General features: G+C 43.3%; 20 protein-coding genes, 3 tRNA genes and 1 other RNA gene. 6 read left to right on the forward strand and 18 right to left on the reverse strand.

Annotated elements, in window-relative coordinates:
* The first annotated feature begins 16 nt into the window (after nucleotides 1-16).
* From WC715_01895 to WC715_01915, 5 genes are all read left to right on the forward strand, one after another.
* Nucleotides 17-1,039 (forward strand): aminoglycoside phosphotransferase family protein, encoded by a 1,023-nt coding sequence (locus WC715_01895; GenBank protein MFA6171198.1) that lies wholly within the window; start codon nucleotides 17-19, stop codon nucleotides 1,037-1,039.
* Between the two features lie 4 nt (nucleotides 1,040-1,043).
* The gene (locus WC715_01900) at nucleotides 1,044-1,643 is read left to right on the forward strand and encodes a methyltransferase domain-containing protein (protein MFA6171199.1); all 600 of its coding nucleotides are present in this window, start codon (nucleotides 1,044-1,046) and stop codon (nucleotides 1,641-1,643) included.
* Nucleotides 1,621-3,024 carry a glycogen/starch synthase gene (locus WC715_01905; protein MFA6171200.1) on the forward strand — a complete coding sequence of 468 codons (1,404 nt, stop codon included), beginning with the start codon at nucleotides 1,621-1,623 and terminating at the stop codon, nucleotides 3,022-3,024. The genes WC715_01900 and WC715_01905 overlap by 23 nt, the downstream gene beginning before the upstream one ends.
* Nucleotides 3,021-4,088 carry a tRNA (adenosine(37)-N6)-threonylcarbamoyltransferase complex transferase subunit TsaD gene (gene tsaD / locus WC715_01910; GenBank protein MFA6171201.1) on the forward strand — a complete coding sequence of 356 codons (1,068 nt, stop codon included), beginning with the start codon at nucleotides 3,021-3,023 and terminating at the stop codon, nucleotides 4,086-4,088. The genes WC715_01905 and tsaD overlap by 4 nt, the downstream gene beginning before the upstream one ends.
* Nucleotides 4,089-4,241: 153 nt before the next feature.
* Nucleotides 4,242-4,457: a hypothetical protein gene (locus WC715_01915; GenBank protein ID MFA6171202.1), complete on the forward strand. Its 216-nt coding sequence runs from the start codon at nucleotides 4,242-4,244 to the stop codon at nucleotides 4,455-4,457.
* 129 nt (nucleotides 4,458-4,586) lie between these two features.
* Here the strand turns inward: WC715_01915 and WC715_01920 are convergent, their stop codons facing one another.
* The 16 genes from WC715_01920 to WC715_01995 all read right to left on the reverse strand — a co-directional run bounded on the left by WC715_01920 (nucleotide 4,587) and on the right by WC715_01995 (nucleotide 15,664).
* Nucleotides 4,587-6,479 carry a ribonuclease J gene (locus tag WC715_01920; protein MFA6171203.1) on the reverse strand — a complete coding sequence of 631 codons (1,893 nt, stop codon included), beginning with the start codon at nucleotides 6,477-6,479 and terminating at the stop codon, nucleotides 4,587-4,589.
* A gap of 87 nt (nucleotides 6,480-6,566) precedes the next feature.
* Nucleotides 6,567-6,653: transfer RNA gene (locus tag WC715_01925), tRNA-Leu, on the reverse strand.
* A gap of 13 nt (nucleotides 6,654-6,666) precedes the next feature.
* Nucleotides 6,667-8,616 carry a peptide ABC transporter substrate-binding protein gene (locus WC715_01930; protein ID MFA6171204.1) on the reverse strand — a complete coding sequence of 650 codons (1,950 nt, stop codon included), beginning with the start codon at nucleotides 8,614-8,616 and terminating at the stop codon, nucleotides 6,667-6,669.
* A gap of 135 nt (nucleotides 8,617-8,751) precedes the next feature.
* Nucleotides 8,752-8,973, reverse strand: coding sequence for a preprotein translocase subunit SecG (gene secG / locus WC715_01935; protein ID MFA6171205.1), 222 nt, complete (start codon nucleotides 8,971-8,973; stop codon nucleotides 8,752-8,754).
* Nucleotides 8,974-8,985: 12 nt separating this feature from the next.
* Nucleotides 8,986-9,333: a 50S ribosomal protein L20 gene (rplT, locus tag WC715_01940; protein MFA6171206.1), complete on the reverse strand. Its 348-nt coding sequence runs from the start codon at nucleotides 9,331-9,333 to the stop codon at nucleotides 8,986-8,988.
* Between the two features lie 65 nt (nucleotides 9,334-9,398).
* The gene (rpmI, locus tag WC715_01945; GenBank protein ID MFA6171207.1) at nucleotides 9,399-9,596 is read right to left on the reverse strand and encodes a 50S ribosomal protein L35; all 198 of its coding nucleotides are present in this window, start codon (nucleotides 9,594-9,596) and stop codon (nucleotides 9,399-9,401) included.
* A 94-nt stretch (nucleotides 9,597-9,690) separates the two neighbouring features.
* On the reverse strand, nucleotides 9,691-10,242 hold the full coding sequence (infC, locus tag WC715_01950; GenBank protein ID MFA6171208.1) for a translation initiation factor IF-3: 552 nt from the start codon (nucleotides 10,240-10,242) through the stop codon (nucleotides 9,691-9,693).
* Between the two features lie 157 nt (nucleotides 10,243-10,399).
* Nucleotides 10,400-12,208 carry a beta-galactosidase gene (locus WC715_01955; protein ID MFA6171209.1) on the reverse strand — a complete coding sequence of 603 codons (1,809 nt, stop codon included), beginning with the start codon at nucleotides 12,206-12,208 and terminating at the stop codon, nucleotides 10,400-10,402.
* Nucleotides 12,209-12,402: 194 nt separating this feature from the next.
* Nucleotides 12,403-12,474, reverse strand: a tRNA-Gly gene (locus WC715_01960).
* A gap of 68 nt (nucleotides 12,475-12,542) precedes the next feature.
* Nucleotides 12,543-12,624, reverse strand: a tRNA-Leu gene (locus WC715_01965).
* Entirely contained in the window at nucleotides 12,624-13,103 is a 480-nt protein-coding gene (locus tag WC715_01970; GenBank protein ID MFA6171210.1) for an HNH endonuclease signature motif containing protein, read from the reverse strand. Before WC715_01970 ends, WC715_01965 begins: the two co-directional genes overlap by 1 nt.
* 78 nt (nucleotides 13,104-13,181) lie before the next feature.
* Nucleotides 13,182-13,570: a transfer-messenger RNA gene (ssrA, locus tag WC715_01975) on the reverse strand.
* A gap of 4 nt (nucleotides 13,571-13,574) precedes the next feature.
* Nucleotides 13,575-14,042 carry an SsrA-binding protein SmpB gene (gene smpB, locus WC715_01980; GenBank protein ID MFA6171211.1) on the reverse strand — a complete coding sequence of 156 codons (468 nt, stop codon included), beginning with the start codon at nucleotides 14,040-14,042 and terminating at the stop codon, nucleotides 13,575-13,577.
* The gene (locus WC715_01985) at nucleotides 14,039-14,671 is read right to left on the reverse strand and encodes a Fic family protein (GenBank protein ID MFA6171212.1); all 633 of its coding nucleotides are present in this window, start codon (nucleotides 14,669-14,671) and stop codon (nucleotides 14,039-14,041) included. Before WC715_01985 ends, smpB begins: the two co-directional genes overlap by 4 nt.
* A 4-nt stretch (nucleotides 14,672-14,675) precedes the next feature.
* Nucleotides 14,676-14,858, reverse strand: a complete 183-nt coding sequence (locus tag WC715_01990; GenBank protein ID MFA6171213.1) for a hypothetical protein — start codon at nucleotides 14,856-14,858, stop codon at nucleotides 14,676-14,678.
* A 74-nt stretch (nucleotides 14,859-14,932) separates the two neighbouring features.
* Nucleotides 14,933-15,664 carry a helix-turn-helix domain-containing protein gene (locus WC715_01995; GenBank protein ID MFA6171214.1) on the reverse strand — a complete coding sequence of 244 codons (732 nt, stop codon included), beginning with the start codon at nucleotides 15,662-15,664 and terminating at the stop codon, nucleotides 14,933-14,935.
* Nucleotides 15,665-15,956: 292 nt separating this feature from the next.
* On the opposite strand from WC715_01995, the gene WC715_02000 reads away from it, so the two are divergent.
* Nucleotides 15,957-17,171: a radical SAM protein gene (locus tag WC715_02000; GenBank protein MFA6171215.1), complete on the forward strand. Its 1,215-nt coding sequence runs from the start codon at nucleotides 15,957-15,959 to the stop codon at nucleotides 17,169-17,171.
* A 121-nt stretch (nucleotides 17,172-17,292) separates the two neighbouring features.
* Here the strand turns inward: WC715_02000 and WC715_02005 are convergent, their stop codons facing one another.
* Both WC715_02005 and WC715_02010 read right to left on the reverse strand, forming a co-directional pair.
* Entirely contained in the window at nucleotides 17,293-18,804 is a 1,512-nt protein-coding gene (locus WC715_02005; protein ID MFA6171216.1) for an RnfABCDGE type electron transport complex subunit D, read from the reverse strand.
* Nucleotides 18,805-18,827: 23 nt separating this feature from the next.
* Nucleotides 18,828-19,589: an FAD:protein FMN transferase gene (locus WC715_02010; GenBank protein ID MFA6171217.1), complete on the reverse strand. Its 762-nt coding sequence runs from the start codon at nucleotides 19,587-19,589 to the stop codon at nucleotides 18,828-18,830.
* Between the last annotated feature and the right edge of the window lie 6 nt (nucleotides 19,590-19,595).

Consider the following 19,595-nt stretch of genomic DNA (forward strand, 5'->3'; position numbering starts at 1 on the left):
TAAAATAAAAATGGTTATGAACAAGATTTACAATTTGCTGGACGAGCAATTAGTGGCCGATTTATTTAGAAAAAAAGTTCTGCCGCTTTATCCGGCTTTTCGGTCAATCGAAAAAATTACTATCAATCCGATTAAAAAAAATATCTGGAATAAAGCTTATCATGTTGTCTTTGAATACGAGACAATTTTCAAAAAAAATAGCGGGGAAACGGTAAAACTGCTTATTTACACGTCGGCGCATAGCGCGGAACCGAGAAAAAATGTTTTTACGGCTTTATCTTTTTTATGGGACTCCAGTTTCTCCGACGGCAATTTCACTATTCCCCGGCCGCTTTTTTTCGAGTCCGAGTATAACGCTGTTTTTTACCGCGGAGTCAGGGGAAAAAACCTTTACTATTACATTCAATCCAAAAATTTTGCCGAAATCGAAAGCCTGGTCAAAAAGACCGCCCTTTGGCTGGCTAAGCTCCACCGCCTTCCAGCCGGGGCGGCCCAGAATTTCAACGAAATAAACAGCCGGGTGGAAACTATAATCCCGGGGCGGAAAGAAACGCTAAATTTAATTCGCGACCGTTACCCGGACCAGCTGGCTTCAGTAGCCAAATGCTACGAGGCAATAATAGGGCGCGAGGAAAAACATCTGGATGAGACAAAAGCCAGGTGCCTAATCCATGGGGACGCCCATTCAGAGAACGTTATCCGGGTCAGTGAAGAAAAAATCGCCATGATCGATTTTACTGATATCTGCCTGGGCGATTTCGCCCGCGACTTGGGCGCGTTTATCCAACAGCTCGAATATAAGTGCCGGAAAAAATTCGAGGACGGCGGATATATTGAAAAGCTAAAAAAAATATTTCTCGACGCCTATCTTCATGAAACGAACCTTAAATTAACGCCTGATTTAGCGGAAAGGATAAAAACTTATTATTATTGGACCAGTTTTCGAACCGCGATTTTCCTTTTCCTTTTCCATAACCCCCAGCCCCAAAAAGCCAAAGAGCTCTTAGCTAAAACGATGGCCGGACTGGATATTAACTAAATCCATGGCAGTTGATACCCGTATTTATGACCAGCGTTTTTTTGACCGGACTCTAAAGCTTGAGGAGTCTTCGGCTAAAGCCGTGGTTAATATTCTAATTAAGCGCTTCCGGCCTAAATCAGTTATCGACATCGGCTGCGGAATCGGGATTTATTTGAAGGAATTCGAAAAAAAAGGAATTGGAATATCGGGCTATGATGGCGCTCCGGCGGCAATAAAAAATTCACTAGTTGGCGATAAAATTAAATATCACGACCTTGTCAAACCCCTTAGATTAAGCCGAAAATTCGATCTTTGCCTTTGCGTCGAAGTAGCCGAACATTTGCCCGAAACTTGCGAAAACACCTTGATAAACAGCCTGGTCCGGCTTTCAGACACGCTTATTTATACCGCCGCCACGCCCGGCCAGGGAGACCTGTTAATCGGGCATATTAACGAAAGGCCGCATGCCTACTGGAAAAAAAAACTTAAGGCTAGCGGCTTCACGTATAAGACAAAGCTCACCGGAGTGGTCCGGAAAGAAATGGCGGAGAAAAAAGCGGTTTGGTGGGTAGCTAAAAATTTAATGGTATTCCAAAAAAATGAAAAAAACATCACCCGTTAAAAACAGCCGGCGGATTAAAATCCTTTTTCTTTCAGCCGAAATCGCGCCTTTGGCCAAAGTCGGCGGATTGGCTGACGTTTTGGGCGCCCTGCCTAAGGCTCTAGACAAAGACGTCTGCGAGATTAGGATGTGTCTGCCCTTTTACGGCTGTATTGATATAAAAAAATATCCGGTTAAACTCATTACTAACAATTTATCCGTTCATCTTAATAATAAGAAAGAAAAATTTTCCCTCTATAATACGTATCTTCCGGGAACGAGAATTCCTGTATACTTGATCAAGCATTATTTTTTTTCTTCCAAAAAAATTTATATGTCAGAGAAGAAAAATAATGAGTCGGTAAACGTTCGGCGTTTTGCCTTTTTCACCCGCGCCTCGCTCAAAGCCATGGAATTTTTATTCTTCCAGCCCGGGATCATTCACGCCCATGACTGGCATACTGCCTTGGCTCCGGACATGATTAAAGACAGAAAAAAAATTAACCGCTTCTATAGCCGTACAAAAATTTTGTACACCATCCACAACCTGGCGAATCAGGGAAAAACCGGCGGAAAAAATTTCATGGCCGAAGGCATACTCGGAGCCAATCTCGTAAACACAGTTAGCCCGGCTTATGCCAAAGAAATTTTAACCCATGAATTCGGTGCCGGGCTGGAAAAAAAACTGCAAAAAAAGAAAAAATCCCTTTCCGGAATTTTAAACGGAATTGATACGGCCGAATATAACCCGCAAATAGACCCGCTTGTCCGATACCATTTCACGTCAGGTTCCATCCGCGAAAAAATAAAAAATAAATTATTTTTGCAGAAAAAACTCGGCTGGAAACCGGATAAAAAAATCCTTTTAGCCGGCGTCGTAACGCGGTTGACCGGGCAAAAAGGCATTGAACTTTTTACCGAGAAGCTAATCAGTCAGGTTAATTCCATAAAAAAGCCCTGGCAGATTGTATTTTTAGGGACCGGAGAAAAAAAATACGAAAAACAGCTAAAAAATCTGGCGAAAAAATACCCGAAAAATATAAAAACCCTGATTCGTTTTGATGAAAAGCTGGCCCGCCAAATCTACGCCGGCTCGGACCTGTTCTTAGTCCCGTCAAAATTCGAGCCTTGCGGCTTAACCCAGATGATTGCAATGCGTTATGGCAGTATTCCAATAGTCCGCGCCACCGGCGGACTAAAAGATACCGTTAATCCCGGCGTGGGATTTAGCTTTAAGAATTATACGTCCGAAGCCCTGGCCCACGCCTTGATTAAAGCTTTGGACAGGTACTATAATAAACCAGGCCTGTGGAAAAAATTACAGCTTAACGGCATGAAAAAAGATTTTTCCTGGAAAAAATCGGCTGGTGAGTATTTGAAATTATACAAAAAACTAACATGAAAATATTAGGCATTGAAACGAGTTGCGATGAAACCGCCGCCTCGGTAGCCGAGGGAAAGGGTGAAAAAGTTACCATTCTCTCAAATATCATCGCATCGCAAATCGGCATATTTAAAAAATACGGCGGCGTTATTCCGGAAGTGGCGGCGCGGGAACATGTCCTAAAAATATTGCCAGTTATAAACGAAGCTTTGGCTAAGGCGAAAATAAAAAGGCCGGACGCTTTAGCGGTTACTATTGGCCCGGGATTAGTTACATCCTTAATGGTTGGCGTCGAAACCGCTAAAACTTTAGCCTATGCCTGGAAATTGCCCTTGGTAGCGGTTAACCACATTGAAGGACATATTTACGCCAACTTCATCAACAACCCTAATATCAAATTTCCAGCCTTAATACTTACCGTATCCGGCGGGCACACGCAGTTGGTTTTAATGAAAGCTCACGGGAAATATAAAACCATTGGCGAGACCCGGGACGACGCGGCCGGCGAAGCCTTTGACAAAGCCGCGCAGATTATGGGCGTCGGCTACCCTGGCGGTCCAATAATTGCCAAGCTAGCGGAAAAAGCAAAAACCACGACACCGATTAAGTTTACTAAACCCCAGACCGCGCTTACTCATGGCAGAGGACCAGGCGACATCCATCTTCCCCGTCCGATGATTGATTCGCCGAATTTTGAATTTTCCTTTTCCGGATTAAAAACGGCACTCCTCTATCAGATTAAAAAAGATCCGGATTGGAAAAATAAAATTCCTGAATACTGCCATGAATTCCAGCAGGCGACGGTGGACGTACTTATCCATAAAACACTCAAGGCCGCAAAAGCCAACCAGACAAAAACCATAATGCTGGCCGGCGGAGTGTCCGCGAATATTGAATTAAGAAAACAAATGGGCGAAGCCATAAAAAAACAGTTGCCGCAAACTAAATTGCACATCCCGGAACTTAAATACACGACCGATAATGCCGCCATGATCGCTTCGGCCGGATATTTCCGGGCTAAGAGGAAAGCCTATACCCGCTTTGATAAGATAAAAACCGAGCCCAATCTTCCTCTGAAATAGTGAAAAATTAACCGAATTTTAATAATAAAAACAGATGATATTTACATCTGCTTTATATTTGTTATAATCGAAGTGAGTGAGTCCCGCATCGCATTTGCGGGGCGAGCGAGCGAGATTATGTCGTCAGACATAATCAAATTGAACACTAACTATATGGACGATTTACAACAGGAAATTTTCGACCTGGTAATGAAAAAAATGCGCGAGCAAGGCGCCTATGACCGCGAGGCTTACAAGCAGTTTATCGACGAAACCATTGCCTATTTTCAGGAAAAAGGAAAAATCACCGATGATGACGATTACGAGCAGATGGAAGATCAGCTGAATGAACGCTGGGCCGACGCCGAAGCCATGCTGGTAAGAAAATAGCCCGCCAGAAATTAAAAAATGCGTTTAAAAAACCGCCCTAGTGGCGGTGTTTTGTTTGGCACAATAAAGAGCGGCATTTCTGCCGCCCTTTAAATCAAACAATACTCGCTCTATGTTCAGTCCGCGTCCTTATACCCTGATCACCACCGGTAAAACCATCGGCCTTCTTTTAGTCTGGCCGAAAAGAAATGAGCCGATTTCGTTCCGAATTTTATTTTTCAGATAATCATCGTCGGCCGGAGTGGAAGCGTCTAAAGATTTTACCATCTTTTTCACTTTCATCCGGGTCTTTTCAATCAATTCCTTGTTTTCTTTCATATAAACAAAGCCGCGGGAAATTATGTCCGGGTTGCCGATAATATCGCCGGTTGAAGAATCGATAGTGGCGATAATTACGATCATGCCGTCCTCGGCCATAACCCGCCGGTCGCGGAGCACGATGTTAGATACGTCTCCGACGCCGAGCCCGTCCACCATTACGTGATCCGTTACCACCTTATTATTAGTCAGCTTTCCGACCGTAGCCCCTTCCCGGGACTTTGAAAATTCAGCCACCTGGCCGTTGTCGGCGACGAATATTTTTTCTTTGGAGATTCCTACCTGCTCGGCTAAATCGGCGTGGGCCCGGAGCATGAAGTGGTTGCCTTCAATCGGCATGAAGTATTCCGGCTTAAAGAGCCGCATCATGAGCTTCAAATCTTCCTGCTTGGCGTGGCCGCCGGCGTGGACGTCCATCATTTCGTAATGGATAACCCTGGCGCCTTGTCTTACAATCATATCCTTTAAAGATTGGATGGTCCGTTCGTTACCTGGAATGACCGAGGAAGAAAAGATAACCGTATCCCCTTCTTGCAAATGGACTGACCGGTGTTCGCCGTTAACGACCCGCATCAAGAAGGCGTTCGATTCGCCCTGGGCGCCGGTTCCAAGGACAATCACTTTGTTGTCCGGGATTTTTCGCAGTTCATTTTCGTTGTTTATCAGTGTTCGCGGATTGAATTTAAGGTAGCCAATTTGGTGGGCCACTTCCACGTTCGTATTCATTGACCGCCCCTGGAGAAAAATCCGCTTCCCGAATCTTTCGGCGATATCAAATATTTTTTGGACGCGGCTGATTTGCGAGGCAAAGGTGCCGATAATAATCCGGCCGTCGGTTTTCTCGAAAATCTTTCCCATTTCGTCGCCGATGGAAGATTCAGAGACCTGGTAGCCCGGGTGGGTGGAGTCGGTCGAGTCAGCCATCAAAAGCAGGATGCCCGCGCCGCCGATTTGGGCGATCCGGTTTAAATCCGCCGGCTTGTCGTTGACCGGCGAGTAATCAATCTTAAAGTCGCCGGTATGGACGATTTTACCGACCGGAGTGGTAATAATCACGGCAAAAGAATCCGGGATGGAATGGTTTACCCTAAGGAACTCCACCATAAAGCTTTTGCCCATCCGGACATGGTCTTTCTCGTCGATTTCCTGGATATTTAAGACTGGGCAATCCCTGTATTCCTGAACCCGGTTTCTGACCAAGCCAGCCGTTAACTTGCCCATAAACATCGGCGGGTTGCCGATTTTACCCATTAAATGGGGAATGGCGCCGATATGGTCCATATGCCCGTGGGTGATGATTACCCCCTTAATCCAATCCAGCTTGTCTTCCAAGTAGGCGGTATTAGGAATAATGTAATCGATTCCCGGCATGTCTTCTTCCGGAAACTGGAGTCCCATGTCGATAATGATAATTTCCTTATCATATTCGATTAAGGTCATGTTCCGGCCGACTTCTTCCAGGCCGCCGAGAACGATAATCTTTAATTTTTCCGCTTCGGCCGTTTTGCTTCCTGCGAAGGCCGGCGGGGTAGCTAACCGTCCGGTTGATATCACCGGCCGGGCCGTTTCTGTTCCGGTTTCTGCACCCCGGAAAGGAAAGCCCATCTTTCTTGCGGCCGGATCTTTGGAAAAACCGGTACGCTTCGGTTTAGCTTCCCTTCCCGGGTGTCCCGGGCGGGAAGCTGGTTTGTACTTTGTAATCATATTTTTCTTATTGCGAGCCTAACTCGCTTTTCCATCAATTCAATCTTTTTTAGTTAATTAATAAATGAAGAGATGTAGTTTTTTAATTGGTGGGGATAGAGAGACTCGAACTCTCACGGCATTTCTGCCACTAGCACCTGAAGCTAGCGTGTCTGCCAATTTCACCATATCCCCTTGATGAGAACCGTTACCAGACTATTTTCTTATTCGTTTTTATATACCATTCGTTAATATCGGAAAGCCGGTCCGCCGGCGCGTATATCTTTATAACCCCGTAATTTTTAATGCTCTTGCTTTGAATATAATCGTATATCGGGGAATAAAGAAAAATGGCCGGGACGTCATCAGCGATAATCTCCTGGAATTTTTTGTATTTATCCTTTCTGACGCCGGCGTTTAGGGTCGCTCGCGCGTCTTCCAATAGCGCGTCCACGGTCTTATTGCTGTAGTTGGCGATATTCAGCCCTTTCTCCGCCTGGGATGAATGCCAGTAAGCGTAGGGGTCGGGGTCGGCGCCTTGGGTAATTCCGTAAAGGAGCGCCTCATAATCCTTGTTTTTCACCAAATTTTGGATTTCTTCGACCGGCAACAGCTGGACTTCAACTTTCACCCCGATTTTCTCCCAACTTTCTTTTATAAACTGCGCTGTTTTAGAATTTTCCTCGACATCAACGGTCGTAAGCCTTAAGATAAAATATTTGCCGCTCTTATTTAAAAGCCATTTTCCTTTGCCCATCGCGATAATCGTTTCGGCCTTAGCTTTGGCGTCCGCGTCTTTTGAATTTAAATCTTCCTGGGCCTTCTTTATCGCCTCATCATTTAATTCGCCCGACTGCCATTCGGCATCCTTTAAAAGTTTCTCGGCTTCAGCCAAATTATTTTCGTACTTTTTAATCTCGGAAAAATAGTAAGGGCTGTCGGATGAAATCGGCGAGTATATTAAATTATAATCGTCTTTCCCCAAAATTTCATTAACGAGCTTTTCTTTAGGAAGCGCGTAATTAAGGGCTTGCCTAACCTTTTTATCGGCTAAAATCCCATTATTGGCCGGGTTGAAAAAAACGGCGGTCAATTGGGGAAGTACGAGCTTGTTGAAATTATAGGAGCCGGCGGCGACAATATTAGATTTCATGCTCTTGGGCAGATAATTTATCCCGTCAATCTGGTTGTCGTTTAGAGCCGAGACCATTTCTTCGTAAGCCGGATAGAAATAAAAATCAACTTCTTTAATATAAGCCTTGGGGCCGTAATAATCCGGATTAAGGATTAAATTAATGGCCCGGATATTCCCATTTTTGTCTTTAACCAGGGATTTGAATTTATAAGGCCCGGAACCAATCGGTTTTAAGTTCAATTCAGCCAGCCGCGCCGAACTGGGCGGAATTTGCTCCCAAAGCCTTTGGGGAATAATGCCGAAAGTTAAAAGGTCTAAAAACGCGGCATAAGATTCGGTCAAAGTAAAGCGGATATTTTGGTCGTCAACTTTTTGAAGCTCAACTCCTCCGAAACTTGAATAAAGCGAAGATTTGTATTCACTGTATTTTATCGCGGAAAACGTAAAAACAATATCGTCTACCGTTAAATTCTCTTTATCATGCCATTTGATGTTCGGCCTGATTTTCAAATCGTAAGTTTTTCCGTCCGGACTTGTTTTATAGCTTTCAACCAGGTCTCCGGCCAATTTCCCCTCCCGGTCTCTTTTAAATAACGAGGAGAAAACCAGCTGGCTGATATCCGAATCAACATCGTTTAAGGAGGAAAAAAGCGGATTCAAATATTTCGGCGTTCCGACCAGCCCTTCCCGATATTCGCCTCCGGTTTCGGGAACGGTTTTTAAATGATTTTGGTAAAAGCGGATTCCCAAAAAAGAAAAGTTTAAAATAATTACGCCCAGGCAGATCTTCATTATGAACGATTCGCGCGGGCTTAAAAACATTTTTAAATATTTAACCTGCTTGAGAGTCGGTATTTTTGAAGGGGACAAAGAATAAACGAGCCGTTTGTCGATTTCGTCCCTTTTTATGGAGCCGAACTTTTTGAAGAGCCCCCGATTAAAGAAATTTTTAAACCTACCCAGGGAGATAAGGGACGCGATTCTTATAAAAAAACTAGAGCTTTTCGAATTTTTAGAGTCCACAGGCAATAAAAAATTAGAAATTATGTTAGGAGTTGAGAAGCGGCCGCCTAAAAATTAGGAGAATATATCTGTATATAGGATAACATTGCCGGGCAAAAATTTCAAGCCGATACGGGACGCGAGGCGAATAGCAATTTAGGCCTTGCCAAGGAACATATTAAGGATTCCGACCCCAATGAAAAGCGCGGCCAAGACGATAGTCGAAATAAAAAGTATTCTTTCCACCCCCCGTTTGGTGCGGTAAACAGTCCCTGAACCGCCGAAAACTCCCGAAAGCCCCGATTCCCTGTTTTGAAGAAGAATGGCCGCCATTAGCAGGATGGCGATTATGGGCTGGACTATTTGAAGAAATTTCATAATTGAAAAATTTTAAGCTTTCACCTTTTCGATTATTTTTTCAAAAACTTTTTTGTCGTTGACCGCCAAATCGGCTAAAATTTTCCGGTCCAAGCCGATATTTTTTTCTTTTAAGGCGTGGATAAATTTGGAATAGCTTAATCCGTAATTTCTTGCCATCGCCCCGATTCTTATCTGCCAAAGGCCGCGCATATCCCGCTTCTTCTTTCTCCGGTCAATATACGAATGGACGCCGGCTTTAACTACGGCTTCCTTGGCTTGTTTGATAGTATTCTTTCTTCTCCATTTATAACCTTTGGTCCTGGATAAGACTTTTCTTCTTTTCTTCAAGTGAATTTTCGCGCGTTTTACTCTAGGCATATTTATGTAAGGAATCGAGGTTCAAGCTGTTTCTCTGGCTTTCACCGGATTCAGGCTTTTTCATTCTAATTATATGGTATTAACATTTTAATGTTTTTCACGTCCCTTTTTGACAAAAGAATGTCTCTCCGCTTTCGGCGGGTGACTTTTCCCGATTCGCGGGAATTGAAATGGTCCTGTCCGGCTTTTCTTTTCAGGACTTTTTTATTTTTGGTTATTTTAAACCTTTTAACCGTAGCTTTGTGCGTTTTCAGTTTTCCCATAGTATTGGACCGTAACGTGGGTAGCCCAAGTTTAACGGCTTTTGTAGATATCCGTAAATATAAAAAAACAGGTAAACACCTGAATTTAGAAGAATTATCTCCTATTAGATAGCTCTATTGTAAATCTTCCGCCCTTTTTTGTCAAGTCTTGGTCGCGGACCAAAGAAAGCCCCTCGGCTTTTTCCAATTCAGCCAGATATTCGCGCATTATCTCTTCCCCTTTCTGGGGATAGGCTTTTTCCCGTCCTTTTAGCTGTAATTCAACAAGCAAGGGATGGCCTTTTTGCAAAAATTTTACCCCTTGATCAACCCGGACGCTAAGGTCATGCTTTCCGATGCGCACTGTCAGCCGGATGCTTTTTTGTTCGGCTTTTTTCCCTTTCTGGTTGGCTTTGGACTTTTTCTCCTGGGTATATTTGAACTGCCCGTAGTCCATTATTTTTACGATGGAAGGATTGGGAGTCGGATCAACTTCGACCAGGTCCAAGCCGGCTTCTTCAGCCTTTTTTCTCGCTTCCTCAATCGCGACCACTCCAACCCTCACATTATTTTCGTCAATTAAAAAAACCTGGGGAATCCTGATAAAATCATTGACCCGAAACCGCTTTTCTTCTTTTGGCTTGGCTCTTCTCCAAATTTTCCGCATAAAATAAAAAGGTTATCTTTCCTGGCTATTATACAGAGATAATGTCAATTTTGTCAAAGCCTTCAAGATTTTTAATTTATCGCCATTCTCATTTTTTTACGTCCGTTTCAATAGCTCTGGCAGAAGCCGAGGCGGCATTTCAGCCGGCTTTAATATTTTAGCCCTCCTTGCAGTCTTCCGGGCAGACTCCGGCTTTTTTCTCTATGTCATCACAAACCCCGTCGCCGCATCGCCCGCTATTTTTAGGCGCGTTTACATTTGGGATTATATTCTCTGGATTGTTGGCTGGCGGTTTGAAATCCTGGGAAGCTGAAGATTCCGGAACGCTGGCATGGCAATATTCGCTATAGGCCTTGCTGATAAAATGGCATCCATCTTTTGACTGATCACTATCACAACTCGTCTTTTCCCACAGGTCTTTTACTATCCGGCAGGAACAATCCGTTCCTGGAGCATATTTTGTTACTTCATTAACCGCTTTCTGATTGTTTTCGGAAAACCAACTAGGATAAATACTGACTCCCCTAGTTGCCAGATCAGAAACATAGCCAAAAATTCCGCCAGCGCATTTTACTCCTTTCCCGATAGCCGTCGCGTAAGCAATTTGGTCAGGGGATTCGCGCTTTGTTTGTTGGGCGCTGCCATTTTCAAAGCCAAAGAAAGACAGCTTCTTGTATTTATTGGCGTTTTCTACTGAAGAAATAATCCCCAGATATTGGTCTTCGCGGAATTTTGATGATGATGAACAGTCAAAACAGATATTATCATTCCGGATAAATCCGTCAATTTTTGCGTTATTCATAGCGGCAATACTTCCGCCGGAATTAAAAACAAGGATGTGGCTTGGATCATTGTCCTTAAAAAGATCGGTGTAAAAATTCCTGCTGCTGTCTGCCATAAAAGTCCGGAATTCGTAAAAGTCTTTTCCCTCTTCCGTAAGATTATTTATATCGCCGCTTAGCCACAGCTGTGACTCTTCGGGGAAAAGCCCCATCCACTTGTCCGAATCTTTGATCAGTTCTTTGGAAGGGGGAACAGTAGCTTTGTCCAATACTATTTTATTATCTTTCCAGGCGGTCTGCAAAGCTGAATTAGTTTTGTACTTATCTTTTAGCCACTCTTTAAATTTTCTTTGGAAAAAAGGCGAGTAGTCGGTGAACATCAGCGGTTTTCGTTCAAGCTCGCCAATTCCTCCGGGATTTCCAGCGATGGCGAGATAATTTGGCCCGTAATTATCTTCGCTGGTCGCGCCGATTCCGGTTACCCAGCCGATAAGCGCCGGATGATTTTTGTAGCGGTTAATAATAATTTTTAGAAATGCCCCGAAGTCTTTTCGGGTGACGTCGCTATTCATGCTGGGATTATCATACACATTGCCATAAGAATCTGTTTCACAAAAATCACAAGTCTTGTCCTTGTTATAAAGCGGAGGAAAATTGTTTTCTTTGAGCCACCAATCAGGCGCGTAGCGCTGAAGGGATAAGCTTAACATTATATAAACTCCTTTTTGGGACGCGTAATCCATCGTCTTGTCCAGACTCTCAAAATCATACTTTGTTTCCGGATTATTCGTTCTCGCGGCGGCATTATCAACATCAGACCACCAGATTTGGGGAATGACAATTTTAGTATCGTTATTTTTGGCGTCATCAATCACTTTTTCCATTCTATTTACCCATTCAGCCGAACTATACGCCGGTACATCCTCGGCGGCTCGAAGTTCTGGAAAATAGTATAATTGAGCGGAAGCGGTATTTAATTCCCGGCCGTTTACATATAACTTTACCGCGCCGTCAACCGTTTTTACCTGGCTTGTGGTCGGTTCATTGGCCTGCCTGGTTTTGATTCTGGAAATAATATTCCAGTTAGCGACTCCGCTACCGCCAGAAACGAGCCAGACAATGACTGTGGCGGCGCCGACAACAAAAGCTATTATGAATATTGACTTCCAGCTCTTTATTTCCATATTTTCGTTTTTTTAATAAATAAAAAACTTCTTCTCGGCCGGGAACGGATTTCGGCCTTACTTCGACCAGCCGACCCTTCACCCTTCCTAACAACAGACATAGATTTCTTTATTTAATAGATACAAGTCTAATTATAGCAAGTTTAGCTAAAAAAACAAAAAACAGCCCCTTTTGGGGGCTGCTTTTTTCTTTGAGCGGGTAGGGGGAGTCGGACCCCCATCTCTACCTTGGCAAGGTAGCATAATAGCCGCTATACGATACCCGCGTAAGTCCGCTTCCAAGTAAATTCTTACGTGCAAGCTTCGTAAGAATCCACTAAGAGGCGAACACTTGTGGTCCAGGTGGGAGTCGAACCCACATGCCTTGCGGCACAGCATTTTAAGTGCTGCGTGTATACCAATTCCACCACTGGACCTAATTACCATTTCTCATTCTGTTTCTGCCTCGATGAGTCGGTTTTAAACTATGGCAATTAGGACAAAGAATTCTTAAGTTTACTAATCTATTATCCCGGCTATTTCCATTGATGTGATCAAGCTCTAAAGGTATGCGCCCGTCAGCAGATTTTTTAGCCCAGCCGCATTCTTCGCATTTTGGATGTTTTATTCCTTCTTTAAAAAGGCGTTTTTTTAGCTTGAAACTTTGAAAATAACTATTTTTAACCAAAACCTTATTTAAAGCTATTCTTGGTTTTCCTATTCCTATTAATCCTCTGCTCCATCCTTTTCCCTTTAAATGACTGTCATCAATCTTCAAGTTTTTTATGAACTTTTTTACTTGCGTATAATTTCCTCCAGCCATGCGCAAATTTAATTTCTTCAGCACTTGTCTTATGCTTAAGGACGTTTTTACTGCTTGGCGAAGTTCTTTTTCTGTCCAGCTTCTTGGTCTCATATCTCCCATTATAACAAAAAGTAAAGGCTTAGACAAACGTCTGCTATTGCCTTTACCCTTTAGACTAGAATGGAAAAATGGTGGAGATGGCGGGAATCGAACCCGCGTCTAATAATCTACTGTCTAGCACATTTACGGAAATATTCCGGTTTGTTGTTTAACCGCTATCCTAAAAACCAGACAAAACAAATAGCGGCTAGCCTATTAAGTCTTAATCCGCTGCCAAAGGCGGGCCGCGGATGCATCCTGATGTTATAACACCCGCTACCGGATATCAGAAATCACCGGGCGAATGGTTGCGGCTTAGTTAAGCTACAACAGGAGCGAAGGCTGGAACAGCGAAAACGCCGTTGCTAACCTTGCTGGCAAATGATTTTGCACTTATGTTTTTCCGGGTGTTTGGCAGGCTCCCGGAACGCCTGCACCGAATACTAGAAGGATGATTATTATCGAATCCGATCATCCCCTATTTTATTTATTTCTTGTCAAAGTTCTAATCTTCCGGTCCAGCTCTCTTTTCTTAATTACTTCGCGCTTGTCATGCTTTTTTCTTCCCTTGGCCAGCGCGAATTCAAGCTTTATTAGACCACGTACAGTATATATTTTCAAGGGCACTAATGTCAAGCCTTGTTCTTGCTTTTTGCCCATTAAATGCTTAATTTCGCTCTTCTTTATCAAAAGCTTTCGCGAGCGCAAAGGGTCGTGCGGCAACTTCTGGTTAGAGAATTTATATAAAGGAATATGGGCGTTTATCAGGTAGGCTTCAGGCAGTTTTCCCGGTTTGGATGACAGCTTGAAAGTAACATACGAGCCTTTCAGGCTGACGTGCCCGGTCTTAATCGATTTTACTTCATGGCCATACAAAACCAGACCGGCTTCAATTTTTTCCAGTAATTCATAATCAAAAAACGCTTTTTTGTTCTCGGCTAAAGCTTTCATGTTTTTCTATTCTGATCCAAATTTCTTAAAGCCTCCTTTAAAGCCGAGTAAATGAGCTTTTCTAACTTTTTATTGTTTCCCTGGTCAGCCGCCCCGAGAGCTTCAACATATTTTTTTCTTCCGCTCCTTGTCTCAACCTCTAATTCAGCAGGCGGCAAGTCAAGGTTCAATAAAATCATATTAATTAGAAGCCGGCCGATTCTTCCGTTGTAATCGTTAAAAGGATGAATCCATAAAAATTGATGATGCGCCCAAGCCAATAAGCCAACCAGTTCTTCAAAAAAACTTTCATCATCAATTAAAGGAATATGCTTCATCCGGATATTTAAATCATTAGTAAAATTCAGCATCAGTTGCGGTAAGAGATAAAATTTCGGGGGTTCATAATTTGAAACTCTAACATCTAAAGACCTGTACCGGCCAGCGGTTTTTGGAAAGATCCATCCAAAACCAGCCTTGTGTGTTTTTAAAATAAAGCCGGGAGTAATAGGAATTTTTCCGCGCTTCCGGCTGGCTAATACAAAATCCCACGCTCTTTTAATCCCTTCTATTTCTAATGGAATTAGTTTTGAGCGTGGGATAATTCCGAATGAAGTATCTTTGTAGCTGGTTTCGCCTTGCCTTCGCATTCTTTTAGGCTGAAAATTTATTTAATATTTTTTTTACCATACTAAAGGTAACCTCGGGATTTTCGGTTTTGGTGGTGCGATAGATCATTTTTTTCTCAAAATCACGAAAATAATCCCGGCGGAGCTTGCTTTTTTCCGGGGCTTTTTGGAATTTTTTTAGAATTGTCAGCATCTTTTTTCTTGACATACTGGAATAAATATAGCATTTTAGCTGGTTTTGTCAAACTCAAGCTTTTAGATCAAGAAGGTTGTGCTGGCATGTTATTTTGGCAGATGATCCCAAAGCATTTCAAAAAACGATTTCATGGCTTTATAGATCTCCGGCGCTTCAATAATTATCGCCGTTTGCTCCAAGGCCGAAACGAAGAATACTCTTTTTCCGCCATAAATATTGATCTCGATCGGAAACGGGTATTTCTTATAATCAATTGATTTCGAAACTCTCAAGTGCTCCTTATCCTTGTCCATTATTTCTTTTTTTAAAAAATCAGTCGTAGCGGCGATTCCTTTTACCCGAATTCCCTTTTTAACTCTTTTCTTAACGTAGGATAGAATCCAATCAAGACCAACTACTTTAATAACATCTTCCCCGCTAATAGCTAAAATCTCTCCCTTATAATTAAGCGTATCCGAATAAACTTCTTTTAAACCCTCGACTCCGTTGTAAAACCAAATCTTAGGCTTGGTTCGATCAACATTATTGATTAAGTTTAACTGCGGAAGAATTTGGGATAATAAGGCCTCTCTTTTCTTAATAACTATTTTTAGCTCATCCGGTTCAGTGGCAACATATCTTTTCTTCTTGCCCTTCACAGTCTGTTTAATAAAACCGGAATTGACCATATCATCAATAAAATCATAGATAGTTGTCCGCTTTACCCCGGATTTTTTAGCTATCTCTTTTATCGAAGTTTCGCCCAGCTCCAAGCAAGCTACATATATCTGGGCTTGTTTTTCATTTAGTCCAATTTGTTTCAGGGTAGAAACCAGCATATTTATTAATATTTCATAAAATGTCGATATTTTCGACTACATTTTAAGTATATCATAATTGACAATAATGTCAAGAGCAATTAATCACAATAACCATTAAATTCCTTAAAAAATCTAGATTATAGCTATTTTATTATCGCTAATATTAGCTTCCTTGTTATCTTATTTTGTCGAAATTATTGACATAATACTATTCATGTGTTACACTAATATGTCAAGCTATAAAAAGTTTGACTGCCCTTTAAAAACCCAAACCTTAATAAAAAACCTCAAACCATAAAAAGGACATGCCATGAGTAGCCTGCTTCTTATCAACCCGAACTTTGAAAGAAAAATCAACGGCCAGACTCCCTTGAATTTGGCATACCTGGCCGCCGCGATTGAAGCTTTTGTTCCGGTCAGAATCTTTGACCTGAACGTGCGGTCTTTTGTGGAGCTGGAGAAAATATTGAGTGAGTTTTGCCCGACCCATGTCGGCATCACGAGCTATACGCCTAATAACATCAGCGCCAAAGCCACCCTGAAGCAAATCCATGACCAGTACCCGCAAGTCATTACAATCAGCGGCGGCCCGCACGAATCTTACCGCGGACACATCACCAGAAAAATGTATCCCTGGATTGATCATGTGGTGACCGACCGGAAAGGCGAAAACGCTTTGGTTGAAATCATGACCGGAAAAAACATGCGGGTCGACTGGCGGACGATTTTTCCGGCCTATCATCTCTTGGACATGAATGAACCGAGCTACCGTTTTGACCAGCATCTTTTTGAGGGCAAGAGCATGGTTCAATACATGTCTTCCAGGGGATGTAATATGAGGTGTCTTTTCTGCGGTACCGAAGATTACATTCCGCTGAAAGTTCCGGTGGTGGTTGAGCATCTGAAAAAAATTGCTGATCTTGGATACGAGGCATTTTTCTTTAACGACGTTAATTTCATCTCGAGCGCCCGGCGCACCGCCGAACTTTCCCGGCAGATAGTCGCGAACGGCCTTAACTTTCTGGAATGGGGCTGCCAAACCGCCCTGGTCAAAGAAGTAACTGACGAAGTCTTGGAGTTGATGGTAGTCGCCGGTTGCTCCTATATCACCTTTTCACTGGAAAATCTTTCGCCTGATGCACTCCGGAAGATTGGCAAGCGCATTGATCCCGAATACGTGACTGCCAAAGCTCTGTTTGCTAAAGAAATTGGGATGAAAATCGGCGTCTACGTCATGTTCGGAGTCCATAACAACGAGGAGGAAGACTGGTATTGGGCTAAAAAGACGCTTGACCGGATTGGAGAAATAAAGCCGGACTACGTGTCTTACAGTATTCTGGCCGACTATCCCAGCTCAAACCCTAACCTTCCTTACGAAACCGAGGAATTCGGAACCGAGCCGGTCTGGCAGTTCTTTGATGAAGGCCGCGCCTATCACCCTTATACTACCGTCGGCTATGCTGAAAAACTCAAGACGGAAATCGAAAAACGGCATCGGTTTTGGCCTGGAATCCGAAAATTTTAACCGTTCCTTTTAAACCGTGGCTGGCCTTAGGTCAGCCAAAAATTCAAATAAAGAGCCAGTCCGGACAATTGGCTCTTTTTTCTTTGATAAAAAGATGCCTTTAACATGAAAGCTTATAGCTTTAAGCAAACCCCGGAAAATAATCGGTTTTGATTTGTTTTCGCCTGACACCCATTTTTTTCAAAAGCTCTTCAAAGGTGAGTACCATGCCCCGCGGGCCGGAAAGATAAAAAATCCTCTCTCGGTAATCAGGCGCTTCCTTAATAATCATCGATTCATTAATCCTTCCGGTATAACACCAATTTGGCAAAACCGAGTCCTTATCCGTGACCAGGTAAACCGTTTTTAAGCCGATTTTCTCTTCAGCCTGGTCAAAGACGTCCTTATAAACTATATCCCGGGCGAATTTATTGGAATAAAAAAGGACAATCGGCCGGGGCTCGTTCGTATCCAAGAGATATTTGATCATGCTCCGAAAAGGAGTGATGCCGATGCCGCCGCCGATAAATACCAATTTTTGCTTCCTGTCGGCCGGCATCGTAAAGTCGCCCGCGAGCTGGGAAGCGACAATAGTCTTGCCCTCGCCCATAGACGCGAATGACCTCTTGAAACTGCTCGGCTCGGGATAAAATTTTACGCCGAGCTTGATTTCCTTTTCGGTAGGTGAAGAGGCCAGGGTAAAAAAACGCCGAATGCCCCGGCTGTCCTCTCCCTTATGCCCAAGCGTCCATTCCATATATTGGCCGGGCGTAAAAACCGCCTTTGAATCAGGCTTAAAAGAAAATTCAAAAATGTCCGGCGACAGTTCTCTTTTTTTCAGTAAGGCCAGAATGAATTTTTTCTTCGGGCCGACTGAATAGGAAAAAAGGTTGCCTAATAGGAGCGCCAGTTCCGGGGTGGAATAGATTGGGCCGATATGGATGGACGGTGCGAATAAAAGGCCGGTCAGGGCGCCGTAAACAATTCTCATTCTTTTTCGCGGCGGCGTAGTCATTGGTTCAGTGAGCATGATAAAGGAAAAAAACATTAAAGGCGAAGAAATAACCGCGCGATAAAGCGAAGTCGGAATGTTTTTCGCGGGGCCAGTCAGGGAAATAGAAACCAAGGCGGCAATAAAAAAAGTAAAAACCAAGTCAAACCTTTTTATTTTCCTAACTACTAACAGCCCGGCAATGAGCACAAAGGGCGCCATATATAAGTTGCCGATCCACCAATTAGCCGGCTGGCTAATCGCCGCCGCGGTCAGGGCGACCGCGATCGCGGCCGGATTAAAAATATGCTTTTTATAGGGCGCGATTATGTATTTTGAGGCCATGGCAAGAATCCCGGCCCAGGCGAGAAAGGCCAGGTTTCCGAGCGGATTGACTGGAGAAATTATCAGGGCGAGAATAGCGGCGGTGATATATACCGAATCAATATTGGTCGGCGCCTCAAAAACAAAAGCGAAAACCAAATCGGAAAAAACGCAAACCGCGAGTATAAAAGCGGCGGAAATAATTAAATCAGCCGGAGCAAAATACAAAACATTAAAAATGCTCAAGACCAAGGCGGCGAGCCAGATAAATATCAGGCTGTAAAGCGTCACCCGGTACATGGTTATATTGTTCAGGAAATTATCAATTCTTTTTAACATACTTACTTAAGACAAACTAGTAATTAAGCTTCATTTTTGTTCGGGTCAATATATTTTTGAAAATTACTGGTATACGTGGATCGTCCGTTTTTATCAATCATATAGCCTTCAAAGCCCTTGAGCTTCTCAATGAAAAAAATTCCGTCTCTGCCCATGGCGAAGCAGGCAGTAGCAAACCGGTCGGCCTCGTAAGCATTCGGTCCGATTACCGTCAGGCTCGCGATTTCCGTAATCGGCTCTCCCCTTTTAAAAGGATTATATATGTGCTGGCCGCGGATATAGGTGCCGGAAGTGGCTATACCGGCATTTTTTAAACGGAGCACTTTAACAATTTGCTCCTGGTTAAACGGATTTTTTATGCCTACGCTCCAGGGCTCTTCTCGGGAATTTTTGCCGTAAGCCTCAATGTCTCCGCCGGCGTTTACGTAAAAATTTTTGTACCTCAAATCCAGTAATATCCGGGCGGCGTTATGGATGGACCAGCCTTTAACAATTCCTGAAGGATTAATCCGGCCGTCATCAGCCATGATATCAAAAAAGCCATCAGTTTCAATCTTCGTAATTTCCGCCAATTTGAAAATTTCCTTCATGTCCTCGCTCCAGTCTTCTTCGGCGATTTTTCCCTGGTTGATTTTCGTTATTTCACTTTCCTCTTTAAAAGGGCTGAATTTCTCATCCACGTATCTAAAATAGGAAAAGGCTTTTTCCATCGCCCCTAAATCAGCTCCGGAGTCGGCGATTTCAATAGTAATTACGGTTCCCATCAAAGGCTTTGCCTCTTTCATAAAAAG

The organism is Patescibacteria group bacterium, assembly GCA_041661505.1.
Taxonomy (GTDB): Bacteria; Patescibacteriota; Patescibacteriia; order Patescibacteriales; family JBAZCA01; genus JBAZCA01.